We start from the raw sequence: 18,351 nt of genomic DNA on the forward strand, positions 1-18,351 counted from the left end.
CCCCCCCCCCCCCCCCCCCCCCCCCCCCCCCCCCCCCCCCCCCCCCCCCCCCCCCCCCCCCCCCCCCCCCCCCCCCCCCCCCCCCCCCCCCCCCGGTTCCGTGGTCACTTCGTCAGCGACGCGGGCCCTTCTTGCCCTTCTTCGCGGCGTCGCGCTGGGCAGCGCGGCGGTCACGGCGAGTCCCGCCGCCGCCTCCGCTCGCGGCCTCGGCTCCGCCGTCGGCGTGGGACTCGACCTCGCCGTCCTCGCCCGGGCCGGACAGGGTCACGCCCGGCTGCTGACCACCGCCGCCGAGGCCCTTGCCGCGGAGGGCGGCCGGGACGGACTCGGTGTCGGTTGTCGGCGGCTGGGGCGGCGCCGGACGGGCGTGGCGCCCCTCCGCCGCGGCCTGGCCGTTGCCCGAACCGACTCCCGCGGGCAGCGCGGCCGCGTCCTCGGCCGGGGGCGCCTCGGCGCGCTCGACCTGCAGGTTGAACAGGAAGCCGACGGCCTCCTCCTTCAGCGAGTCGAGCATCGCGCGGAACATGTCGAAGCCCTCACGCTGGTACTCGATCAGCGGGTCGCGCTGCGCGAGCGCCCGCATGCCGATGCCCTGCTTGAGGTAGTCCATCTCGTACAGGTGCTCGCGCCACTTGCGGTCCAGCACCGTCAGCATCACCTGGTGCTCCAGGGTCCGCATGCCGTCCGGCCCGACGAGCGCGTTGATCTCTGCTTCGCGCTTGTCGTAGGCGTCGCGGGCGTCCTGCAGCAGCGCCTCGCGCAGGCCGTTCGCGTCGAGGTCGCCGTCCTCCATCAGCTCTTCCCAGTCGAGGCTGACCGGGTAGAGCTGCTTCAGCGCCGTCCAGAGCTTCTCGTGGTCCCAGTCCTCGGCGTAACCGTTGGCCGTCGCACCGTCCACATAGGCGTTGACGACGTCCTGGAGCATGCCCTCGATCTGGTCGCGCAGGCTCTCGCCGGCCAGGACGCGGTGGCGCTCGGCGTAGATCACCTTGCGCTGCTCGTTCATGACCTCGTCGTACTTGAGGACGTCCTTGCGCTGCTCCATGTTGATCTGCTCGACCTGCGTCTGCGCGCTCTTGATGGCCTTGGAGACCATCTTGTGCTCGATCGGCACGTCGTCGGGCAGCCGCATGGTCGTCATGACGCGCTCGACCATCGTCGCGTTGAAGCGGCGCATGAGCTCGTCGCCGAGCGACAGGTAGAAGCGGGACTCGCCCGGGTCACCCTGACGGCCCGACCGGCCGCGGAGCTGGTTGTCGATGCGGCGCGACTCGTGGCGCTCCGTGCCCAGCACGTACAGGCCGCCGGCTTCGCGGACCTCTTCGGCCTCGGCCTTCGACTCTTCCTTGACCTTCTCCAGGACGGCGGGCCACGCGGCCTCGTACTCCTCGGAGTGCTCGACCGGGTCCAGGCCCTGCTCGCGCAGCACGTGGTCGGCAATCAGGTCGGGGTTGCCGCCGAGCACGATGTCGGTACCGCGGCCCGCCATGTTCGTGGCGACCGTGACGGCGCCCTTCTGGCCGGCGCGCGCGACGATCAGCGCCTCGCGGTCGTGGTGCTTCGCGTTCAGCACCTCGTGCGGCACGCTCAGCTTCACCAGCAGCTTCGACAGCCGCTCGGACTTCTCGACGCTCGTCGTGCCGACGAGGACCGGCTGGCCCTTCTCGTGCCGCTCGGCGATGTCCTCGGCGACCGCCTCGTACTTCGCTTCCTCGGTCTTGTAGATCAGGTCCGGCTGGTCGGCGCGCACCATCGGCCGGTTCGTCGGGATCGGCACCACACCCAGCTTGTAGGTCTGGTGGAACTCGGCGGCCTCGGTCTCGGCCGTACCGGTCATGCCGGACAGCTTCCCGTAGAGCCGGAAGTAGTTCTGCAGCGTGATCGTGGCGAGCGTCTGGTTCTCGGCCTTGATCTCGACCTTTTCCTTGGCCTCGATCGCCTGGTGCATGCCCTCGTTGTAGCGGCGCCCGTGGAGCACGCGGCCGGTGAACTCGTCGACGATCGCGACCTCGCCGTTGCGGACGATGTAGTCCTTGTCGCGGTGGAAGAGCTCCTGGACCTTCAGCGCGTTGTTCAGGTACCCGACCAGCGGGGTGTTCGCGGCTTCGTACAGGTTGTCGATGCCGAGCTGGTCCTCGATGAACCGGACGCCCTTTTCGGTGACCGCGACGGTGCGCTTCCGGACGTCGACCTCGTAGTGGTACTTCGAGTTGATCAGGTTCGTCTTCTCGACGCGCTCACGCGAGCCCATGGTGGTGGTGTCGATGCCGTTCATCAGCGGGGCGAGCCGCGCGAACTCGACGTACCAGCGCGACGACTGGTCCGCCGGGCCCGAGATGATCAGCGGCGTCCGGGCCTCGTCGATGAGGATCGAGTCCACCTCGTCGACGATGGCGAACTGGTGCCCGCGCTGCACGCAGTCGTCGAGGCTCCACGCCATGTTGTCGCGCAGGTAGTCGAAGCCGAACTCGTTGTTCGTGCCGTAGGTGATGTCGGCGTTGTACTGGGCGCGCCGGACCTCCGGCTGCTGCTCCGAGAGGATGACGCCGACCTCGAGCCCGAGGAAGCGGTGGATGCGGCCCATCCACTCCGAGTCGCGCTTGGCCAGGTAGTCGTTCGTCGTGACGACGTGGACGCCCTTGCCCGGGATCGCGTTGAGGTAGGCGGGCAGCACGCAGGTCAGGGTCTTGCCCTCACCGGTCTTCATCTCGGCCACCTGACCGAGGTGCAGCGCGGCGCCGCCCATCAGCTGGACGTCGAAGTGGCGCTGGCCGAGCACCCGCTTGGCCGCCTCCCGGACGACCGCGAAGGCCTCCGGCAGCAGCTCGTCGAGGGACTCGCCATCGCCGTTCCGCTTGCGGAACTCTTCGGTCTTGGCCCGCAGCTCGGCGTCGGTCAGGTCCTTGACCTCGTCTTCGAGGGTGTTGATGTGATCGGCGATCCTGCCCAGCCGCTTCACCATCTTTTGCTCACCCGCGCGGAGCAGGCGGTTCAGCACCATCCGGTCGACCTCACTAGCTGATCATGACTGCGCCCGGGCCGGTCCCGGGCAGGTTTTCCCGCGGCGGCCGCCGTGGTCGGCGCCACCGTCCCACCCCATCGTAGGGAACGGTGGGCGTCGTGTGCACACGCCGTAGGTCCTGACATGCGGATGGCCCGCACGCGGGCGCGTGCGGGCCATCGGCGAGGCCTCCTTCGAACCGGCTCAGCCGAGCCGGATCACGCCGTAGTCGAAGCCTTTCCGCCGGTAGACCACGCTGGGCCGGCCCGCATCCGAGTCGTTGAAGAGGTAGAAGTCGTGGCCGACCAGCTCCATCTCGTAGAGAGCCTGGTCCACCGTCATGGGCTCCGCGGTGTGCTGCTTCTCGCGGACGACGCGGCCGGGCTGGTGACCCAGGTCGTCGTCGGCCCAGCTCTGCTGGTGCGGCAGGTGGATCTCTCCGGCGACCACGAAGCCGTTCGTCTGCGGTTCGGCTTCGGGTGCGTCCAACACCGCGGTCTGCGCGGCGGGACTGGCTGCGGCCGGGGATCCACCACCCGGCAGTGCCGAGGTCGCTTCGGCGACCGACTCCGGGCGGCTGCGCCCGTAGTGCACGCGCCTCCGGTCGTGTGTCCTCCGCAGCCGGTTCTCCAGCTTCGTGACTGCGGAATCGAGCGCTGCGTAGAAGTCGGCGGCACACGCTTCAGCGCGTACGGCCGGGCCACGCCCCTTTCCGGTGATTTCGACGCGCTGGCAGCTCTTGGCCTGGCGCCGATTGGGTTCGTGGAACAGCTCCACGTCGTACCGGATGACTTTCCTGTCGTAGCGCTCGAGGCGGGCCAGCTTTTCGCTGACGAGTGCCCGATAGTGGTCGGGCACCTCCACGTTGCGGCCCTTAACGACGATGTCCATACACGACCTCCCTCGCTGAGATGACTGCGAGCTGTTGAGTTCACACACGGCGCCGGTATTGCGGGGACGGAAGCCCGGATCGCGGGCTGAGAAGGAGTTCGGGAACGGTTCACGACGTCTCGTGCCGGAGCCCGAACGCGGACTCAGCGCACCTCCGGCGCCAGGGACATGGGCTCGTCACCTCCCTGCCTGCGGGGATTGCTGATTGCGGAGCACGTTAGCTTCCTCACGCCCGTTGCAACAGCCCCCGAGCCGGGGGATGTCGAGGAATGAGACTCCGTCACCCGGCGCAGTGAGCGGGGGGTGAACACCAGAAAACACCCGCTGGTCGGACGCGGTGCACGCAGCGTGCTTTCACACGGACGGCGCATCGCTGCCGGCTGGTGGACGCCGAGGGTGACGGCCCCGTCCACCGCAGCCGCCACTCCGGTGGAGTGGTGTGGCAGCCGAGTGGTCGTGATCAACACCCTCATGCCCGGACAACGGGCGCGAGGCGGGTTGCGTTCCCCGCGGATGTCACTCGTGTAGGTGACGGTGGGGTCACCCGGCCGCGAGGGTTGTTTGGTGGTTGCTCCTTTTGCTGGTGGGGGTGGTGGTCGGGGAATGGCTGGGTGGGTTCGCGCGATGGGTTGAAGTCGGTCTTGGGCTCACCTGCATCTCACTTCGCGGCCCGGGGGTTGGTGCGGAGGCCGGGATGATGGCTCGCTCGGCCTGAGCCGCTCGCCGAGATGGCAGGTGCGCCGGTCTCACCCGGCCGCGGGAGTTGCTTGGTTGCTCCTTTGCCGGTGGGACCGGGGGGGTCGGGTCGGAGGCCGCCGCGGACGGAGGTTGACGGGCCGGTGTACGCGACGGGCTGAACGCCGGCTGCATCTCAGTCGGCAGCTCGGCCCCAGCCGCCCGCCGAGGTGGCACGTGCGCGGGCACCGGTCTCAGCCAGCCGCGAGAGTTGTTTGGTTACTCCTTTGCCGGCAGGACCGAGTGGCCCGGTCGGCGACCGCCGCGACCCGGGGGACGGCGGGCTTGGTGTGCGCGACGGGCTGAACGCCGGCCGCAGCTCGGCCTGACCCGCCCGCCGACGTGGCACCTCCTCAGTCGCCGGCTCTCACCCGGCCACGAGCAGGGTGAGAACAGCCGCGACTTCGAATCCCTCCGAAGCCAGCGCTCGGACACAAGCCGCGGCCGTGGCTCCCGTCGTCACCACGTCGTCCACCACCACGATCGGGAAGCCCGGTGGTGGCCGGCCGGATTCGCGGAAACGTAGCCTTCCGGCGAGGTTGGCCATGCGCTCCGCCCGGTCCAGGCCGACCGCGTCCCGGGCTCCGCCCGCCAGTTCCAAAGCCGGGGCGACGACAACCTCGAAACCGCGCGTGACCAGTGAGCTTGCCGCGCAAGAGGCCAGCCGCTCGACGTGCGGGCCGCCGCGCACCCGCGACGCCGAGGGGCGGCTGGGCGCCGGGACCAGGCAAACCACGCGCGGCGGGGGCGTGGCGACGGCCGCGCGGGGCGCGGTGGCGGCATCCGCCGAGAACGCCGGAGAGGCGCCGCCCAGCTCGGCCGAGCGGGAAGCCGAACCCGGCGGACTGGCCCGGGCCGCCGAAACCCGCAACGGCAACACAGCCAAGGCCGCCGCCAATGCCCGCCCCAGCGAAGGCGCCAGATCCCGCCGTCCCCGCTCCTTGTACGCGATCAGCAACCGCCGTCCGACGCCTCGGTACCGGGCCAGGGCGAACACCCGCACCACACCCGCCGTCGGGACGCGGACCACCTCCGACACCGAGCCCCACACCTTCGCGCACTCCGCGCAGCACGGCGCCCCGCGGGCTCCGCACGCGGCGCAGCGGCTGGGTATCAACAGGTCGAGCAGTTTCTTCAGCACACGGACAGTGTCACCACCGGCACCGACAGTTTCGAACGTCCGGACGTCACCCGAACCGGTGAAACACGATCAGCCCGGGTAGAACGGATCCGCGTCCTTCATCGTGTGGTTCTGGGGCCGCCACACCTCGCCCAGGGCCGACGCCGTCCACAGGCCGGTCGCGTCCGCCACCACGATCTGGCGGCTGGGGGCCGCCGTCACGCCGTGGAGCGGGACCGTCAGGTTGGAGCTGTTGAACGCGTCCATGCGCTGGCCGTCCACCGTCACCTTGACCACCGGCTGGGAGTTCGACCTCGTCACCGCCACCAGCGAGTCCGGGCCCACCCAGTCCACGTCGACGACCTCCTGGAGGTCGTGCGGCTGGAGGTGGCGGGGCTCGCGCAGGGCCACCGTGTCGTTCGTGCCGACCACCGAAGCCACCCACAGCTGGCCGTTGACGATCGCCGCCACGCGGGCGCCGTCGCGGGAGAACCGCAGCTCCGTGATGCTGCCCTGCTGGGCCAGGTCCGTCGCGTTGACCTGCAAGGGCGTCCACTGACCGTTCGGGCCCACCACCAGGCGGCCCACCGAAATCTGGTCGACGACCGTCCACACCTCGCCGGTGCCGGGCCGCCACGTCGGGCGGCTCAGCGTGCTGCCGCCGAGGGTGACCGGGGTCAGGTCGTGGCCGAGGTCGCCGATCCGCAGCCGGACCTGGCCGCCGTCGCGCTCCACCACCGCCAGGCGCTTGCCGTCGATCGACTGGGCCGCGCTCACGACGTCGTAACCGCCGTTGCCCGCCGGCCCGGGCACCGGAGCGCCGTCACCCAGCGAGCGGACGCGGCCGCCCACCGTCATCAGTCCCAGCAGCTCCAGGCTGAGCGACAGCGGCGCGCCGTACGCGGGCAGCTCGTTCGACCGCCAGTCCGGGTGGTTCGCCACCAGCGGGGCGCCGTCGGCGAGGATGCGGATCCGCGCCGAAGTCACGTACTGGAGCGAAAGGACGATCTGCGCCGCGATCAGCTTCCGGACCTCGTCGGGGACGCCCGTCAGCCCCGAGAGCTGCACCACGAGCGTCCCGTCGTCGAGGCTCTTGACGTTCGTGTCGATCTCGATCGGCTCGCCGAGCAGGTTGCGCACCGCGCCGGCCAGGCTCGTCGACGGGCCGTTCACCAGCAAGTCCATCACCTTGCCCGGCAGCCCGGACTGCGGCTTCGCGACGACGTAACGCCGGTCCTGGACGAACGTCGCCGCCGTGTCCGAGTAGAAGCTCACCGGCACCGCGGTGTAGTTCTCGCTGAAGTCGGACTCGGTCGCGTACAGCTCGGGTGGCGGGTCGATGATCCGCCACTGGCCGCTCGCCTGCTTGCGGACCTTCACCTGCACCAGCGCCGAGCTGTAGTCCGGCACGAACGCGCTGTTCTGGTCCAGCGTGCCGATGTCGATCCCGCGCACGTTGACGACCACGGTGTTCGGGTCGGGCTGCGGGTTGGTGTCGAATACCGTGCCGAAGGTGTTCTGGATGATCGTCAGGCTGCGGCTCGGGCGCCAGTTCGCGCGGCCCGCGTCGTCCAGGTAGGCGCGGGCGGCCGCGTAGCCCTGGCCCGGCTTGAGCGTCGCGCCGATGAAGTCGCGGACCAGCGTCAGCGCGTCGATGCCCGGCTGCGGCTCGGGCACGACGTCACCCGAGCCCTGCCCCTGGCGTTCGCCCGAGACGACGACGGGCTGGGACTCCAGCGGCACGTTCGCACAGCCGGCGACCAGCACCAGACACACCAGGGCAATCAAAAGCTGCTTCAATCGGAGCTTCGCTCCGAGCCGGGGGCTCCGCCACCCGGACCCCCGGAATGCTTGTGGTGTCAATGCCCGATTTCCTCACGCTCGGCAAAAATCGCCTCAGGCGCCGGCACCTCGATGATCCCGAGCGGCACCTCGGCGGCGACGCGGTCGGGCGGCGGCAGCACCAGCGGCGGGTCACCGGCCGGCACGTCCTGACGGCGCGGCAGCAGGAGCCGGAAGCAGGCGCCCTGGCCCAGCTCGCCCCACGCGTCGAGCTCGCCGCCGTGCAGGCGCGCGTCCTCCTGGCTGATCGCCAGGCCGAGCCCGGTGCCGCCGGTGCGGCGGTTGCGCGACGGGTCAGCGCGCCAGAACCGGTTGAACACCAGGTCCGCCTCACCGAGCCGCAGGCCGACGCCGTGGTCCCGGACCGTGATGGCGACGGCGGTTTCGTTCGCCCCGACCGTCAGCACCACCGGCTTGCCCTCGCTGTGGTCGACGGCGTTGGCGAGCAGGTTGCGCAGGATCCGCTCGACGCGCCGGGCGTCGACCTCGGCGACGACCTCCTCGTCGGGCAGCACCAGCTCGACCGAGCTGCCCGCGTTGCCGGCGATCACCCGCACCTGCTCGACCGCGCGCGTCGCGATCGGGCGGACGTCGATGAACTCCGCCGACAGCTCCTCGACGCCGGCGTCGAGCCTGCTGATCTCCAGCAGGTCGCCGAGCAGGGCCTCGAACCGGTCGAGCTCGTCCACCAGCAGCTCGGTCGAGCGCGCGAGCCCGGCCGGGAACTGCTCGCGCGACGCGTGCAGCACGTCCGCGGCCATCCGGACGGTGGTCAGCGGCGTGCGCAGCTCGTGCGAGACGTCGGAGGTGAACCGGCGCTGCAGGCCGCCGAACTCCTCGAGCTGGCGGATCTGGCCCTGGATGCTGGCGGCCATCCCGTTGTAGGACACGGCGAGCTTCGCCAGGTCGTCTTCGCCGAGCACGGTGAGGCGCTGGTCGAGGTCGCCGCCGGCGAACTGCTCGGCCGCCGCGGCGGCCTGCCGGACCGGGCGCACCACCTGGCGGGTCACCAGGTTCGTGATGCCCGCGAGCAGGAGCAGCAGCACGAGCCCGCCGACCAGCAGCGTGTTCTGCACGGTCGAGACGGTGTTCTGCTCGGTCGTCAACGGGAACAGCAAGTACAGCTGCAGCGGGCTGGCGACGGTGTTCAGCGGCGTGCCGACGATCAGGTACGTCGTGCGCATGCCGGCGCCGTCGGCGACCGTGTGCTCGAGCCAGCTCATCTGGTCGGCCTCGACGAACTGGCGCAGCCGCGGCGGCACGTTCTCGAACGGGCCCGCGGACGCCGACACGGCGCCGGACTGGTCGCGGCCGCCGCTGGCGAGCACCGGGACGAACGTGCCCGCCGCCGAACCGGCCGCGTCCTGGCTGGTCGGCGTGATCGCGATCTTCTTCAACGCGTTCTGGAGCCGGAGCGTCATCGCGTCGTAGTTCTCGCCGCCGAGCCCGACCAGCTCACCGGCGGCGGTGTCGGCGGCCGCGCGGGTCTGCGCGATCGCGGCTTCGCGCTTGGTGTCCAGCAGCCGCTCGGTGATCTGGTTCTGCAGCACCATGCCCAGCACGAACACGACGGCCGAGGACAGCGCGAGCGTCGACACCGTGACGCGGAACTGCAGCGAGTGCTTCCACAGCTCGTTGAACGCGACCGCGCGCCGGCGCGCGAAAACGACGACACGCCGGACCAGGCGTGCCGTCGAACGCGCGAACGCGGGAAGCCGTCTCGGGGCCTCGAGGGTCATCGACTCATCACGGCGGGCCGGCCTTGTACCCCACGCCGCGAACGGTCAACACCACCTCGGGGTGTTCCGGGTCCTTCTCGACCTTCGAGCGCAGGCGCTGGACGTGCACGTTCACCAGGCGCGTGTCGGCGGCGTGCCGGTAGCCCCACACCTGTTCGAGCAGCACCTCGCGGGTGAACACCTGACGCGGCTTGCGCGCGAGCGCCACCAGCAGGTCGAACTCCAGCGGGGTCAACGGGATGGCCTTGCCCTCACGCGTGACCTCGTGACCGGGCACGTCGATCGCCAGGTCGCCGATCGTGAGCGACTCCGCGGGTTCGGCCTCGGTGCGGCGCATCCGGGCGCGGACCCGGGCGACCAGCTCCTTCGGCTTGAACGGCTTGACGACGTAGTCGTCGGCGCCGGACTCCAGGCCGAGGACGATGTCGACGGTGTCGCTCTTGGCGGTGAGCATGACGATCGGCACCCCGGACTCGGCGCGGATCGCCTTGCAGACGTCGATCCCGTTCATCCCGGGCAGCATCAGGTCGAGCAGGACGAGGTCGGGTTTCAGCTCACGCAGCGCGGGCAGCGCGCGTGAGCCGTCGGCGACCACGGCCGTGTCGAACCCCTCCCCACGGAGCACGATGGTGAGCATCTCCGCGAGAGCGGGGTCGTCGTCGACCACGAGAACACGTGCCTTCATGTCCACATATTCGCACTAGTTCCGGCGCCCGCACGCACGACCCGCGTGTTTGACCACCAGAAAGATCAAGATCGGCACCGGCCCCTGCTCCATCCGGGTGCCCCTGGACGGTCCGTGAAGGCCGGGATGCGGCCTTCACGGACCTGCGGAGGAAGCTCAGGGAAGGGCTGGGACGGGCGCGTCGACGAACACGGCGCCGTCGGTCACGACCACGCGGTGGGTCCGCACCGGCGCCTTGGCCGGCAGGCAGGTCGGCACGCCGGTGCGCAGGTCGAACCGCGCCGCGTGCAGCGGGCATTCGACGAAGCAGCCCTCGAGCCAGCCGTCGGCGAGCGAGGCGTCCTGGTGGGTGCAGGTGTCGTCGATCGCGAAAAAGCCGCCTTCGGTGTGGAACAGCGCGATCGGGACGGGCCCTTCGATGCGGAGGGACTCCCCCTCGGGCAGGTCGGCGGTGGCGCAGGCGCGGATCATCGGGGCCTCCGGGAACGGGTGACGGGAAACCGGGACAACGGGTGAAAGTTGCGCATCGCGCGACACTGCGCTTCCTGCGCAACAATCCGGTTCCGACGGCGGCCGCGTCAAGAGATTCGCCCACTCAGCCGATAGGGACGGCGCAAAACGGATACTGTTGCGCTATGCGGAACCAGGACTCGGGCAACGCAACTCAAAGCCAGGTGCAGTCGGTCGACCGGGCGATCAGCGTCCTCGAGCTGCTCGCCCGGAACGGCGAAACCGGCATCACCGAAATCGCGGGCGAGCTGGGCGTCCACAAGTCGACGGCGTCGCGGCTGCTCAGCGTCCTGGAGTCCAGAGGCCTCGTCGAGCAGCTCGGCGAACGCGGGAAGTACGCGATCGGGTTCGGCATCGTGCGGCTGGCCGGCGCCGCGACCGGCCGGATGGACCTGGCGAAGCTCGGCCGCGTCAGCTGCCGCACGCTGGCCGAGGAGCTCGGCGAGACCGTCAACATCGCCATCGCCGACGACGGGGTCGCCATCAACATCAGCCAGGCGCGGGGCGCGGCGGCGATCACCACCCAGAACTGGACCGGCCAGCGCACCCCGCTGCACGCGACGTCCAGCGGCAAGATCCTGTTGGCGTACATGGGCGACACCGAGCGCAAGCGGGTGCTCAAGCGGAAGCTGGAGCAGTACACCCCGCGCACGACGGTCGAGCCGGACGAGCTGATGACCGAGCTGGAACGGGTCCTCGAAGACGGCTTCGCGGCCTGTTACGAGGAGCTCGAGCTCGGCATGCACGCGGTCGCCGTGCCGATCCACGGCCCGGGCGGGGACGTCGTCGCCGCGATGAGCGCGTCGGGGCCGTCGTACCGGCTGTCGAAGCAGCGGGTCAAGCAGATCGTGCGGCCGATGACCGACGCGGCGGACGAGCTTTCCGCGCAGCTGGGCTACTTCCGGGACTAGGGGTACAGCCGGGCCATCGCCGTGATCGTCTCCGCGAGGTGCGTGACGAGCTCGGCCGGGGCCAGCACCTGCGCGTCCGCGCCGAGCCGCAGCAGCCCGGCGGCCGCGTGGGACACGCTTTCCAGCGGGATCGTCGCGCGCTGCCAGCCTTCGGCGTCCGGCGGTTCGAGCGTGCGCAGCGCCGAGCGGGTGGCCCGCGGGCCGAGGATGTCCGGCAGGGCGGCGATTCCGGCCGGAGAGAGCCGTACGACGGCCGTCTCCGCGGCTTCGCTCTCTTCGTACCGCTCGACGTGCTCACGCCAGAACTCCGCCAGGTCGAAGCCTTCGGGCCGGGTGAAGTGCTCGTCCAGCGCCGTGAGCCGTTCGATGTTGGTGACGCGGTAGGTGCGCGGCCGCGGCCCGGCGACCAGGTACCAGACACCCGCCTTGAGGACCAGGCCGAGCGGACGCAGCCGCCGCGTCACCACACCGGGCGTCGGCGACCAGCGGCGGTAGCGGACCTCGACGACCTGGTCCTGCCACAGGGCTTCCGCGGCCGCGAGCAGCTGAGGCACCGGGTCCGCTTCGCGGTACCAGCCGGGCGCGTCGAGGTGGAACCGCTGCCGGATCCGCACGGACGCGTCCCGGTACGGCGTCGGCAGCGCCGCCATCAGCTTCAGCTCGGCCGCGGCCACCTGGGCGCCCAGGCCCAGCTCGGCGGCCGGCTGCGGCAGGCCGGTGAGGAACAGCGAACCGGCCTCGCCCGCGGTGAGGCCGGTCAGCCGGGTCCGGTAGCCGTCCAGCAGCTGGTAGCCGCCGTTCGGGCCGCCCTCGGCGTAGATCGGGACACCCGCTGCGGCCAGCGCCTCGACGTCGCGGTACACGGTCCGCGCGGTCACGCCCAGCTCGGCGGCGAGGCGCGACGCGCTCATCCGCCCGCGGTTCTGCAGCAACAGCAGCAGGGACACCAGCCGGCTCGCACGCACCCGGTGAAGTCTGCCAGCGACCACTGACAGAAGATGTCAGTGACGGCGGCCCAAGATCACCGGCATGACCGATTTCGCCTTCTTCCACGGCTCCTGGACCGTCGTCAGCCGGCGGCTCCGCACCCTCTTCGCCGGCAGTGACGACTGGGACGTCTTCCCCGGCACCACCACCTGCACACCGCTGTTCGACGGCGGCGGCAACACCGAGGAGATCCTCTTCCCGGACCGCGGTTTCCGCGGCTTCACGCTGCGCCTGTTCGACGTCGAGCGGAAGGAGTGGTCGATCTACTGGGCCAACAGCCGCACCGGCGTGCTCCAGCCGCCGGTCGTCGGGACCTTCACCGACGGCCGCGGCGACTTCTACGGCGACGACGTCCACGAAGGGAAACCGATCCGGGCGCACTACTTCTGGTCGGACATCACGGACACCTCGGCCCGCTGGGAGCAGGAGTTCTCCGCCGACGGCGGGCAGAGCTGGGAACCCAACTGGGTCATGGAGTTCACCCGGGCCTGAGCGGGCACCTTTTCGGGCGCTTGACAGTGCGTCGCGCATGACGCACTTTGTTGCCGAAGACGCAACTTCGTCGCCCCGGAAGGGAACGCGATGGCAGCACGGCCCCGGGTGGTCGTCCTCGGCGCCGGCCTCGTCGGCTGCGCACTGGCCGACGAGCTCACCGAACGCGGCTGGACCGACGTCACCGTCCTGGGGGTCGACGACGCCGGCGACCAGCCGGGGCTGGTGTTCCGGACCGACCCGGACCGGACGCTGACCGAGTTCGCGAAGTACACCGTCGCGAAGTACGCGGGTCTCGACGGCCAGTGGTGCTTCAACCCGGTGGGCAGCCTGGAGCTCGCGACCACGCCGGAGCAGCTCACGGAGCTGAAGCGGCGGCACGGCTGGGCGACGTCGTGGGGGGTGCGCGGGTTCCTGCGCACCCCCGACGAGTGCGCGGACCTGCACCCGCTCCTCGACCGGACCCGCGTGCTCGGCGGGTTCCACGTCCCCGGCGACGGCCTCGTGCACGCCCGGCGCGCGGCCGAAGCGCAGGCTCGGCGGGCGAAAGCGCGCGGAGCCCGCTTCACCACGGAGAAAGCCGTCACGATCGAACGTGCGGCCGGGCGCGTCACCGGTGTGGTCACCGCGGCCGGGCGGTTCCGCGCCGACGTGGTCGTCTCCTGCGACGGCTCGGGCGGGCTCGTCGGGCTGAGCGTCCCTCAGGTGCCGCTGACCCACGAGTATTCGCTGACGTCGCCGCTGCCGGATCTGGCCGGCCACAACGACGAACACGTCCAGGCGGGCAAGCCCGTACTGCGTCACCTCGGGACCGGGAGGTACGTCCGCGAGCACGTCGACCGGCTCGGCTTCGGTGTCGCAGCGGCGGTCGACCTGCTGCCCGCGCTGCGCGACGCCGGCGTCGAGTCGACCACGGCGGTCGTGCTCCCCGGGACCCCGGACGGCAGGCCGCTGCTCGGTGAGCACCCGGACCTCGACGGCTTCTGGGTGGCCGAGGCGATCCGCGTCGAGCACTCCGCGGGAGCCGCGCGTGAGCTGGCGCGCTGGCTCGTCGACGGGCAGCCGTCGCTCGCCCTGCACGGCTGTGACCTCGCCCGGTTCGCGCCGTCGGCCCGGTTCACCGCGCCGGTGCGGACCAGCCCCTTTCACGAGCGCCAGGAGGCACTCGGTGCGCGCTTCGGGACGGTGGACGGCTGGGCGCGGCCGGAGCGGTACGCAACCGAAGTGGGCGCGGAAGCGCGCGTGGCCCGTGAGCGCGTCGCGATGTTCGATCTCACGCCCGCGCCGCGGCTCGCCGTCACCGGGCCGGGCGCGCTGCCGTTCCTGCAGGCCATGACCACCAACGACCTGGCGACACCGCCGGGCACGGTGACCCGCACCCTGCTGCTCGGCGAAGACGGCGGCCTGCGCGGAGAGCTGGCCGTCGCCCGGCTCGGCGTCGAGCGCTTCCACGTCGGCGCGGGTGGCCGGCTGGACTTCGACTGGCTGCGGCGGCACCTGCCCGGCGACGGCACCGTGCAGATCCACGACACCACCCCGGGAACGTGCTGCCTCGGTGTGTGGGGACCGTCGAGCGGGGAGGTCCTGCCCGAACTGTCCACAACGGACTGCGCTGCCGAGGAGACGTACGTCGGCGAAGTCCCGGTCGTCGCGTTGCGACTGTCCACTGTGGGCGAACCCGGTTGGGAGCTGCACACCACGGCCGACCTGGGCCGCCGCCTGTGGGACGAGCTGCGCGAACGGGACATCGCCGTCGCCGGTTATCGAGCGTTGACCAGCCTGCGTTGGGAAGCAGGAGGCCTTGTCGCCGGGGTCGACTTCACCACCGAGCACGATCCTTACGAGGCCGGGCTCGGCTTCGCCGTCCGCATGGACAAAGGGTATTTCCTGGGCCGCGACGCGCTGAAGGACCGTTCCGAAGCGACGGTGAGCCGCCGCCTGACGCGCCTGACGGCCGACGACGTCGTGCTGGGCAAGGAACCCGTGTACGTCGAAGGCCGCGCGGCCGGGTACGTCACCAGCGCCGGTTTCGGCCACACCACGGGAAGAACCGTCGGTTACGCCTGGCTGCCGGTCGAGTACGGCGAGCCGGGGACGCCGGTGGAGATCGAGCACGCCGGGACCCGCGTGCCGGGGAGGGTCGGATGACGCACTACGACGTGATCGTGGTCGGCCTCGGCGGCATGGGCAGCGCCGCGGCCTACCGGCTGGCGCAGCGCGGGCAGCGGGTGCTCGGCCTCGACCAGTTCGCACCGGTGCACAACCGCGGGTCGAGCCACGGCGGTTCGCGGATCACGCGCCAGGCGTACCTCGAAGGCCCCGAGTACGTCCCGCTCCTGCTGCGCGCGCACGAGCTGTGGGACGGCCTGGAGCGCGACAGCGGACGGCGGCTGTTCACTCGCTGCGGCGGGATCATGGTCGGCACGGCGAACTCGCGGACGATCACCGGCAGCCTCGCGTCGGCGACGGCTTTCGGCGTCCCGCACGAGCTGCTCGACGCGCGGGAGATCCGGCGCCGGTTCCCGGCCATGGCGCCGTCGGCGGATGAGGTCGGGCTGTACGAGCCGGGCGCCGGGCTGGTGTCCCCCGAGGGCAGCGTCGCCGCGCACCTGCAGCTCGCCGCGCGGTGCGGCGCGGAGCTGCACCACGAGGAGAAGGTGTTCACCTGGAGCACGATGGCCGGCGGCGTGCGCGTCGGCACCTCGCACAACTACTACACGGCCGACCGGCTTGTGCTGGCTCCGGGCGCGTGGGCGGCCGAGCTGCTGCGCGACTTCGGCGTCGCGTTCACGGTCCGGCGGCAGGTGCAGTACTGGTTCGCGCCGTCCGGTGGGGTGGCGCCGTTCCGGGAACACCCCGTCTACATCTGGGAAGGCGACGGCTACACGTTCTACGGCTTCCCGGCGCACAACGCGCCCGCGGACGGCGTGAAGGTCGCGTTCCACAGCGGCGGCCGGCCGTGCACACCCGACGGGATCGACCGGACCGTCTCCGCCGACGAGATCCACGAGATCACGTCGGTGGTGAAGCGGCACCTGCCGACGCTGCCCGGCGCGTTCCTCCGCGCGGCGACGTGCATGTACACCGACACCGCCGACGAGAGCTTCGTGGTCGCCCGGCACCCGGCCGAAGAGCGCGTCGTGCTCGCGTGCGGCTTCTCCGGCCACGGGTTCAAGTTCGCCCCGGTGATCGGCGAGGTCCTCGCGGACCTGGTGGTCGACGGCGGCACGGCCCACCCCATCGGCCACTTCGACCCGGCGCGGCTACTGGCCTAGCAGCGTCGTCGCGAGCCCGTCGAGGTCGACTCCCGTGACGCCGTCCAGGACGTGCCACGGCGCCAGCCAGCCCGACGCGGCCAGCTCGTCGTACACCGCGGCGCACCGGCGCTGGAGACCGTCGTCGGTCTCGAAGGCGTCACGCTCCCGGTCGGTCTCGACCGCCGCGCGGCGTTCGGCGCGCTCGGCCGCCACCGCGGGCTCGACACGCAGCAGCAGCTGCGCGTCCGGGCGCGGCAGGCCGAAGCGGCCGACCTCCAGCTCCCACACCCACTTCACGACTTCGCCGTTCGCGTCCTGCCGTAGGCGTGCGGCCGCGTAGGCGGCGTTGGACGCGACATAACGGTCCAGCAGGACGACGTCGTGCGCGTCCCGCAGCGCGCGGATGTGGTCCGCGGCGCCGCTGCGGTCCAGCGCGTAGAGCACGGCCATGCCGTACACGGAGTCGGCGAGGTCGCCGTGCCCGCGGTGCAGCGCCTCCTTGACGAGGTCCGCGTGCACGCTCTCGCCGTACCGCGGGAACGCCAGCGACACCACGCTCGCGCCCTTGGCGCGCAGCTGCGCCGTCAGCCCGTCGGTCAGCGTCCGCTTGCCCGCGCCGTCGAGCCCTTCGATGACCACCAGTCGACCCACGCGCGTCATTATCCGTGGTGGACCGACGGGCCCGGTGGAAGGGGATCGACACCGGGCCCGCCGGCACGTCTCATGCGGGGTTCCGCCGCAGGTGGAGCACGTACCCGGCGCCGCTGACCGCGAGCACGCCGACGAGGATCAGCAACGGCACCCAGCCCGTGTCGTGGCTCGACGGCGCCGGGCCGCCGTCGCCGCGGGGCATCACCTGGGAGGTGGCGTCGTAGCCGCCGGCCTCACCGTCGCGGGCGTAGGCCGAGCCGGGCAGCTTGTCCTCGTACCGCCCCGAAACCGTCCGCTGATAGTCCGCCACGGGCACCGCGGCCCGGTCGTCCGACAACGGCGTGACCCGGCCGTCGCGGACGGCGTACCAGGCGTCGACCTGCGGCTCGTGGAGCAGCTGGGCGCCCGCCGGCAGCTTCCGCGCGTACGCGCTTTCGACGTCACCCGAGGCGATGTTGCCGATCTGCCAGGCGCTGTCGCCGTCGCGGACCGACCAGAGCGTCGCGGTGCGGCCGTCGGAGGCCCGGACGGGGATCGCGAAGTAGGCGAAGTCCCCCGGCACCGCGCCGGGCTTGCCCCCGACGAAGTCCGGCGAGAGCTCGTAGACGGCGTAGGCGTCCGGCGCGATCTCCACCGAGACCGGCGCCTGCGCCCCCGGGGCCTGCGCGAAGAACCGGACGAGGGTGTCCCGGAGCCCGGGCGCCGCGGCCGCGGTGTGTGCGGCCACGGCGTCGGCGCTGCTGATGCCGGCGGCCTGGGCCGCGCCTGACACCGGTGCCGTCATCAGCAGCGCCGAGCCGGTCAGCACGGCGAGCACGAGCGCCCGCCTGCTCATCGGGCGATCCCGGTGAGCGTGTGCGTCCAGGTGAACGACGAGTTGTGCGTGTAATAGCCGTAGGTGGACCAGTTGTAGCGCCGGGACGCGCCCGGGTCGCTCCAGGTGACCCAGTCGCCGCCGGTGTCGTAGCCGGAGACGACGTGCGTGTGGCCGCCGCCGGAGCGGTAGCCGACGCGGGTCTCGATCGGCCGGTCGGCCGCGGTCTGCGTCCGGACGTCGGCGTAGGAGACGCGGTGGTCGAGGTACCGGCCCGGCGAGCTGAACCCGAGCCGGGCGAAAGCGCGTTGCGGGTCGGCGAGCGTGCCGGTCAGGTTCGCGCAGTCCTGGCCGGTCTCGCCGTGAGCGAGCTGGCAGAAGCGCGTCTGGCTGACCCCGACGCCGTGGGACGCGGCGATCGTGGCGCCCGAACCGGCCCAGCACCACTGGTTCTTCTGCTGCGCCTGCATCGTGATCCGGGTCTGGTGGGCGGGCGGCACTCGGGGCGCGGCGGCCAGGGCCTGAGCCGGCGCGACCAGGCACAACATCAGGCACACGGCCAACGTGGCGGGTACCCGGCTCGACTTCACCAGCACGGACGGCCTCCTGCTCGAACGTGGGCGAACCAGCGGTGGTCACAACGGTGAACAACGCGGTCACAAGGAGCAAGAACGCCATCTGGCTGAACGGACCGTTCCGGGGCACAGCCGGAACGC

15 protein-coding genes are annotated in these 18,351 nt (G+C 71.5%); 4 read left to right on the forward strand and 11 right to left on the reverse strand.

The annotated features are described in order from the left end of the window. Positions 1-112 precede the first annotated feature (112 nt). The 7 genes from secA to ACZ61C_RS45570 all read right to left on the reverse strand — a co-directional run bounded on the left by secA (position 113) and on the right by ACZ61C_RS45570 (position 10,484). Entirely contained in the window at positions 113-3,001 is a 2,889-nt protein-coding gene (gene secA, locus ACZ61C_RS45540) for a preprotein translocase subunit SecA (RefSeq protein WP_465314217.1), read from the reverse strand. Positions 3,002-3,205: 204 nt separating this feature from the next. Further along, positions 3,206-3,892 carry a ribosome hibernation-promoting factor, HPF/YfiA family gene (gene hpf / locus ACZ61C_RS45545; protein WP_465314218.1) on the reverse strand — a complete coding sequence of 229 codons (687 nt, stop codon included), beginning with the start codon at positions 3,890-3,892 and terminating at the stop codon, positions 3,206-3,208. 1,102 nt (positions 3,893-4,994) lie between these two features. Further along, positions 4,995-5,765 carry a ComF family protein gene (locus tag ACZ61C_RS45550; protein ID WP_465314299.1) on the reverse strand — a complete coding sequence of 257 codons (771 nt, stop codon included), beginning with the start codon at positions 5,763-5,765 and terminating at the stop codon, positions 4,995-4,997. Positions 5,766-5,837: 72 nt separating this feature from the next. Beyond that, the gene (locus ACZ61C_RS45555) at positions 5,838-7,610 is read right to left on the reverse strand and encodes an LpqB family beta-propeller domain-containing protein (RefSeq protein WP_465314219.1); all 1,773 of its coding nucleotides are present in this window, start codon (positions 7,608-7,610) and stop codon (positions 5,838-5,840) included. Next, positions 7,607-9,328 (reverse strand): MtrAB system histidine kinase MtrB, encoded by a 1,722-nt coding sequence (gene mtrB, locus ACZ61C_RS45560; protein WP_465314220.1) that lies wholly within the window; start codon positions 9,326-9,328, stop codon positions 7,607-7,609. The genes ACZ61C_RS45555 and mtrB overlap by 4 nt, the downstream gene beginning before the upstream one ends. 7 nt (positions 9,329-9,335) lie before the next feature. Further along, on the reverse strand, positions 9,336-10,013 hold the full coding sequence (gene mtrA, locus ACZ61C_RS45565; RefSeq protein WP_005150760.1) for an MtrAB system response regulator MtrA: 678 nt from the start codon (positions 10,011-10,013) through the stop codon (positions 9,336-9,338). Positions 10,014-10,169: 156 nt separating this feature from the next. Then, positions 10,170-10,484: a bifunctional 3-phenylpropionate/cinnamic acid dioxygenase ferredoxin subunit gene (locus ACZ61C_RS45570; protein WP_465314221.1), complete on the reverse strand. Its 315-nt coding sequence runs from the start codon at positions 10,482-10,484 to the stop codon at positions 10,170-10,172. Positions 10,485-10,648: 164 nt separating this feature from the next. On the opposite strand from ACZ61C_RS45570, the gene ACZ61C_RS45575 reads away from it, so the two are divergent. Further along, a complete protein-coding gene (locus tag ACZ61C_RS45575) occupies positions 10,649-11,434 on the forward strand; it encodes an IclR family transcriptional regulator (protein ID WP_465314222.1) in 786 nt (261 codons plus the stop codon). On the opposite strand, the gene ACZ61C_RS45580 is transcribed toward ACZ61C_RS45575, so the two are convergent. After that, entirely contained in the window at positions 11,431-12,399 is a 969-nt protein-coding gene (locus ACZ61C_RS45580) for a helix-turn-helix transcriptional regulator (protein WP_465314223.1), read from the reverse strand. The two genes, ACZ61C_RS45575 and ACZ61C_RS45580, sit on opposite strands and share 4 nt — an antisense overlap. A gap of 64 nt (positions 12,400-12,463) precedes the next feature. Here ACZ61C_RS45580 and ACZ61C_RS45585 point away from each other — a divergent pair, with 64 nt between their 5' ends. The 3 genes from ACZ61C_RS45585 to solA all read left to right on the forward strand — a co-directional run bounded on the left by ACZ61C_RS45585 (position 12,464) and on the right by solA (position 16,188). After that, positions 12,464-12,913: a hypothetical protein gene (locus ACZ61C_RS45585; protein WP_465314224.1), complete on the forward strand. Its 450-nt coding sequence runs from the start codon at positions 12,464-12,466 to the stop codon at positions 12,911-12,913. Between the two features lie 90 nt (positions 12,914-13,003). After that, complete coding sequence (locus tag ACZ61C_RS45590; protein ID WP_465314225.1) at positions 13,004-15,061, forward strand: FAD-dependent oxidoreductase; 2,058 nt, start codon at positions 13,004-13,006, stop codon at positions 15,059-15,061. Further along, positions 15,058-16,188: an N-methyl-L-tryptophan oxidase gene (gene solA / locus ACZ61C_RS45595; protein WP_465314226.1), complete on the forward strand. Its 1,131-nt coding sequence runs from the start codon at positions 15,058-15,060 to the stop codon at positions 16,186-16,188. Before ACZ61C_RS45590 ends, solA begins: the two co-directional genes overlap by 4 nt. Here solA and ACZ61C_RS45600 read toward each other — a convergent pair. From ACZ61C_RS45600 to ACZ61C_RS45610, 3 genes are all read right to left on the reverse strand, one after another. Further along, positions 16,177-16,830 (reverse strand): dTMP kinase, encoded by a 654-nt coding sequence (locus tag ACZ61C_RS45600; protein WP_465314227.1) that lies wholly within the window; start codon positions 16,828-16,830, stop codon positions 16,177-16,179. The two genes, solA and ACZ61C_RS45600, sit on opposite strands and share 12 nt — an antisense overlap. Positions 16,831-16,891: 61 nt before the next feature. Then, a complete protein-coding gene (locus ACZ61C_RS45605) occupies positions 16,892-17,656 on the reverse strand; it encodes a hypothetical protein (RefSeq protein ID WP_465314228.1) in 765 nt (254 codons plus the stop codon). Then, positions 17,653-18,231 carry a papain-like cysteine protease family protein gene (locus ACZ61C_RS45610; protein ID WP_465314229.1) on the reverse strand — a complete coding sequence of 193 codons (579 nt, stop codon included), beginning with the start codon at positions 18,229-18,231 and terminating at the stop codon, positions 17,653-17,655. The genes ACZ61C_RS45605 and ACZ61C_RS45610 overlap by 4 nt, the downstream gene beginning before the upstream one ends. Between the last annotated feature and the right edge of the window lie 120 nt (positions 18,232-18,351).

This window comes from Amycolatopsis sp. NPDC104587 (genome assembly GCF_055583645.1).

Coding starts and splice junctions, on each gene's coding strand:
- ACZ61C_RS45585 (WP_465314224.1), top strand. CDS start 12,464: ATGACCGATTTCGCCTTCTTCCACGGCTCCTGGACCGTCGTCAGCCGG.
- secA (WP_465314217.1), bottom strand. CDS start 3,001: ATGGTGCTGAACCGCCTGCTCCGCGCGGGTGAGCAAAAGATGGTGAAG.
- mtrB (WP_465314220.1), bottom strand. CDS start 9,328: ATGACCCTCGAGGCCCCGAGACGGCTTCCCGCGTTCGCGCGTTCGACG.
- ACZ61C_RS45600 (WP_465314227.1), bottom strand. CDS start 16,830: ATGACGCGCGTGGGTCGACTGGTGGTCATCGAAGGGCTCGACGGCGCG.
- ACZ61C_RS45590 (WP_465314225.1), top strand. CDS start 13,004: ATGGCAGCACGGCCCCGGGTGGTCGTCCTCGGCGCCGGCCTCGTCGGC.
- ACZ61C_RS45575 (WP_465314222.1), top strand. CDS start 10,649: ATGCGGAACCAGGACTCGGGCAACGCAACTCAAAGCCAGGTGCAGTCG.
- mtrA (WP_005150760.1), bottom strand. CDS start 10,013: ATGAAGGCACGTGTTCTCGTGGTCGACGACGACCCCGCTCTCGCGGAG.
- ACZ61C_RS45570 (WP_465314221.1), bottom strand. CDS start 10,484: ATGATCCGCGCCTGCGCCACCGCCGACCTGCCCGAGGGGGAGTCCCTC.
- solA (WP_465314226.1), top strand. CDS start 15,058: ATGACGCACTACGACGTGATCGTGGTCGGCCTCGGCGGCATGGGCAGC.
- ACZ61C_RS45605 (WP_465314228.1), bottom strand. CDS start 17,656: ATGAGCAGGCGGGCGCTCGTGCTCGCCGTGCTGACCGGCTCGGCGCTG.
- hpf (WP_465314218.1), bottom strand. CDS start 3,892: ATGGACATCGTCGTTAAGGGCCGCAACGTGGAGGTGCCCGACCACTAT.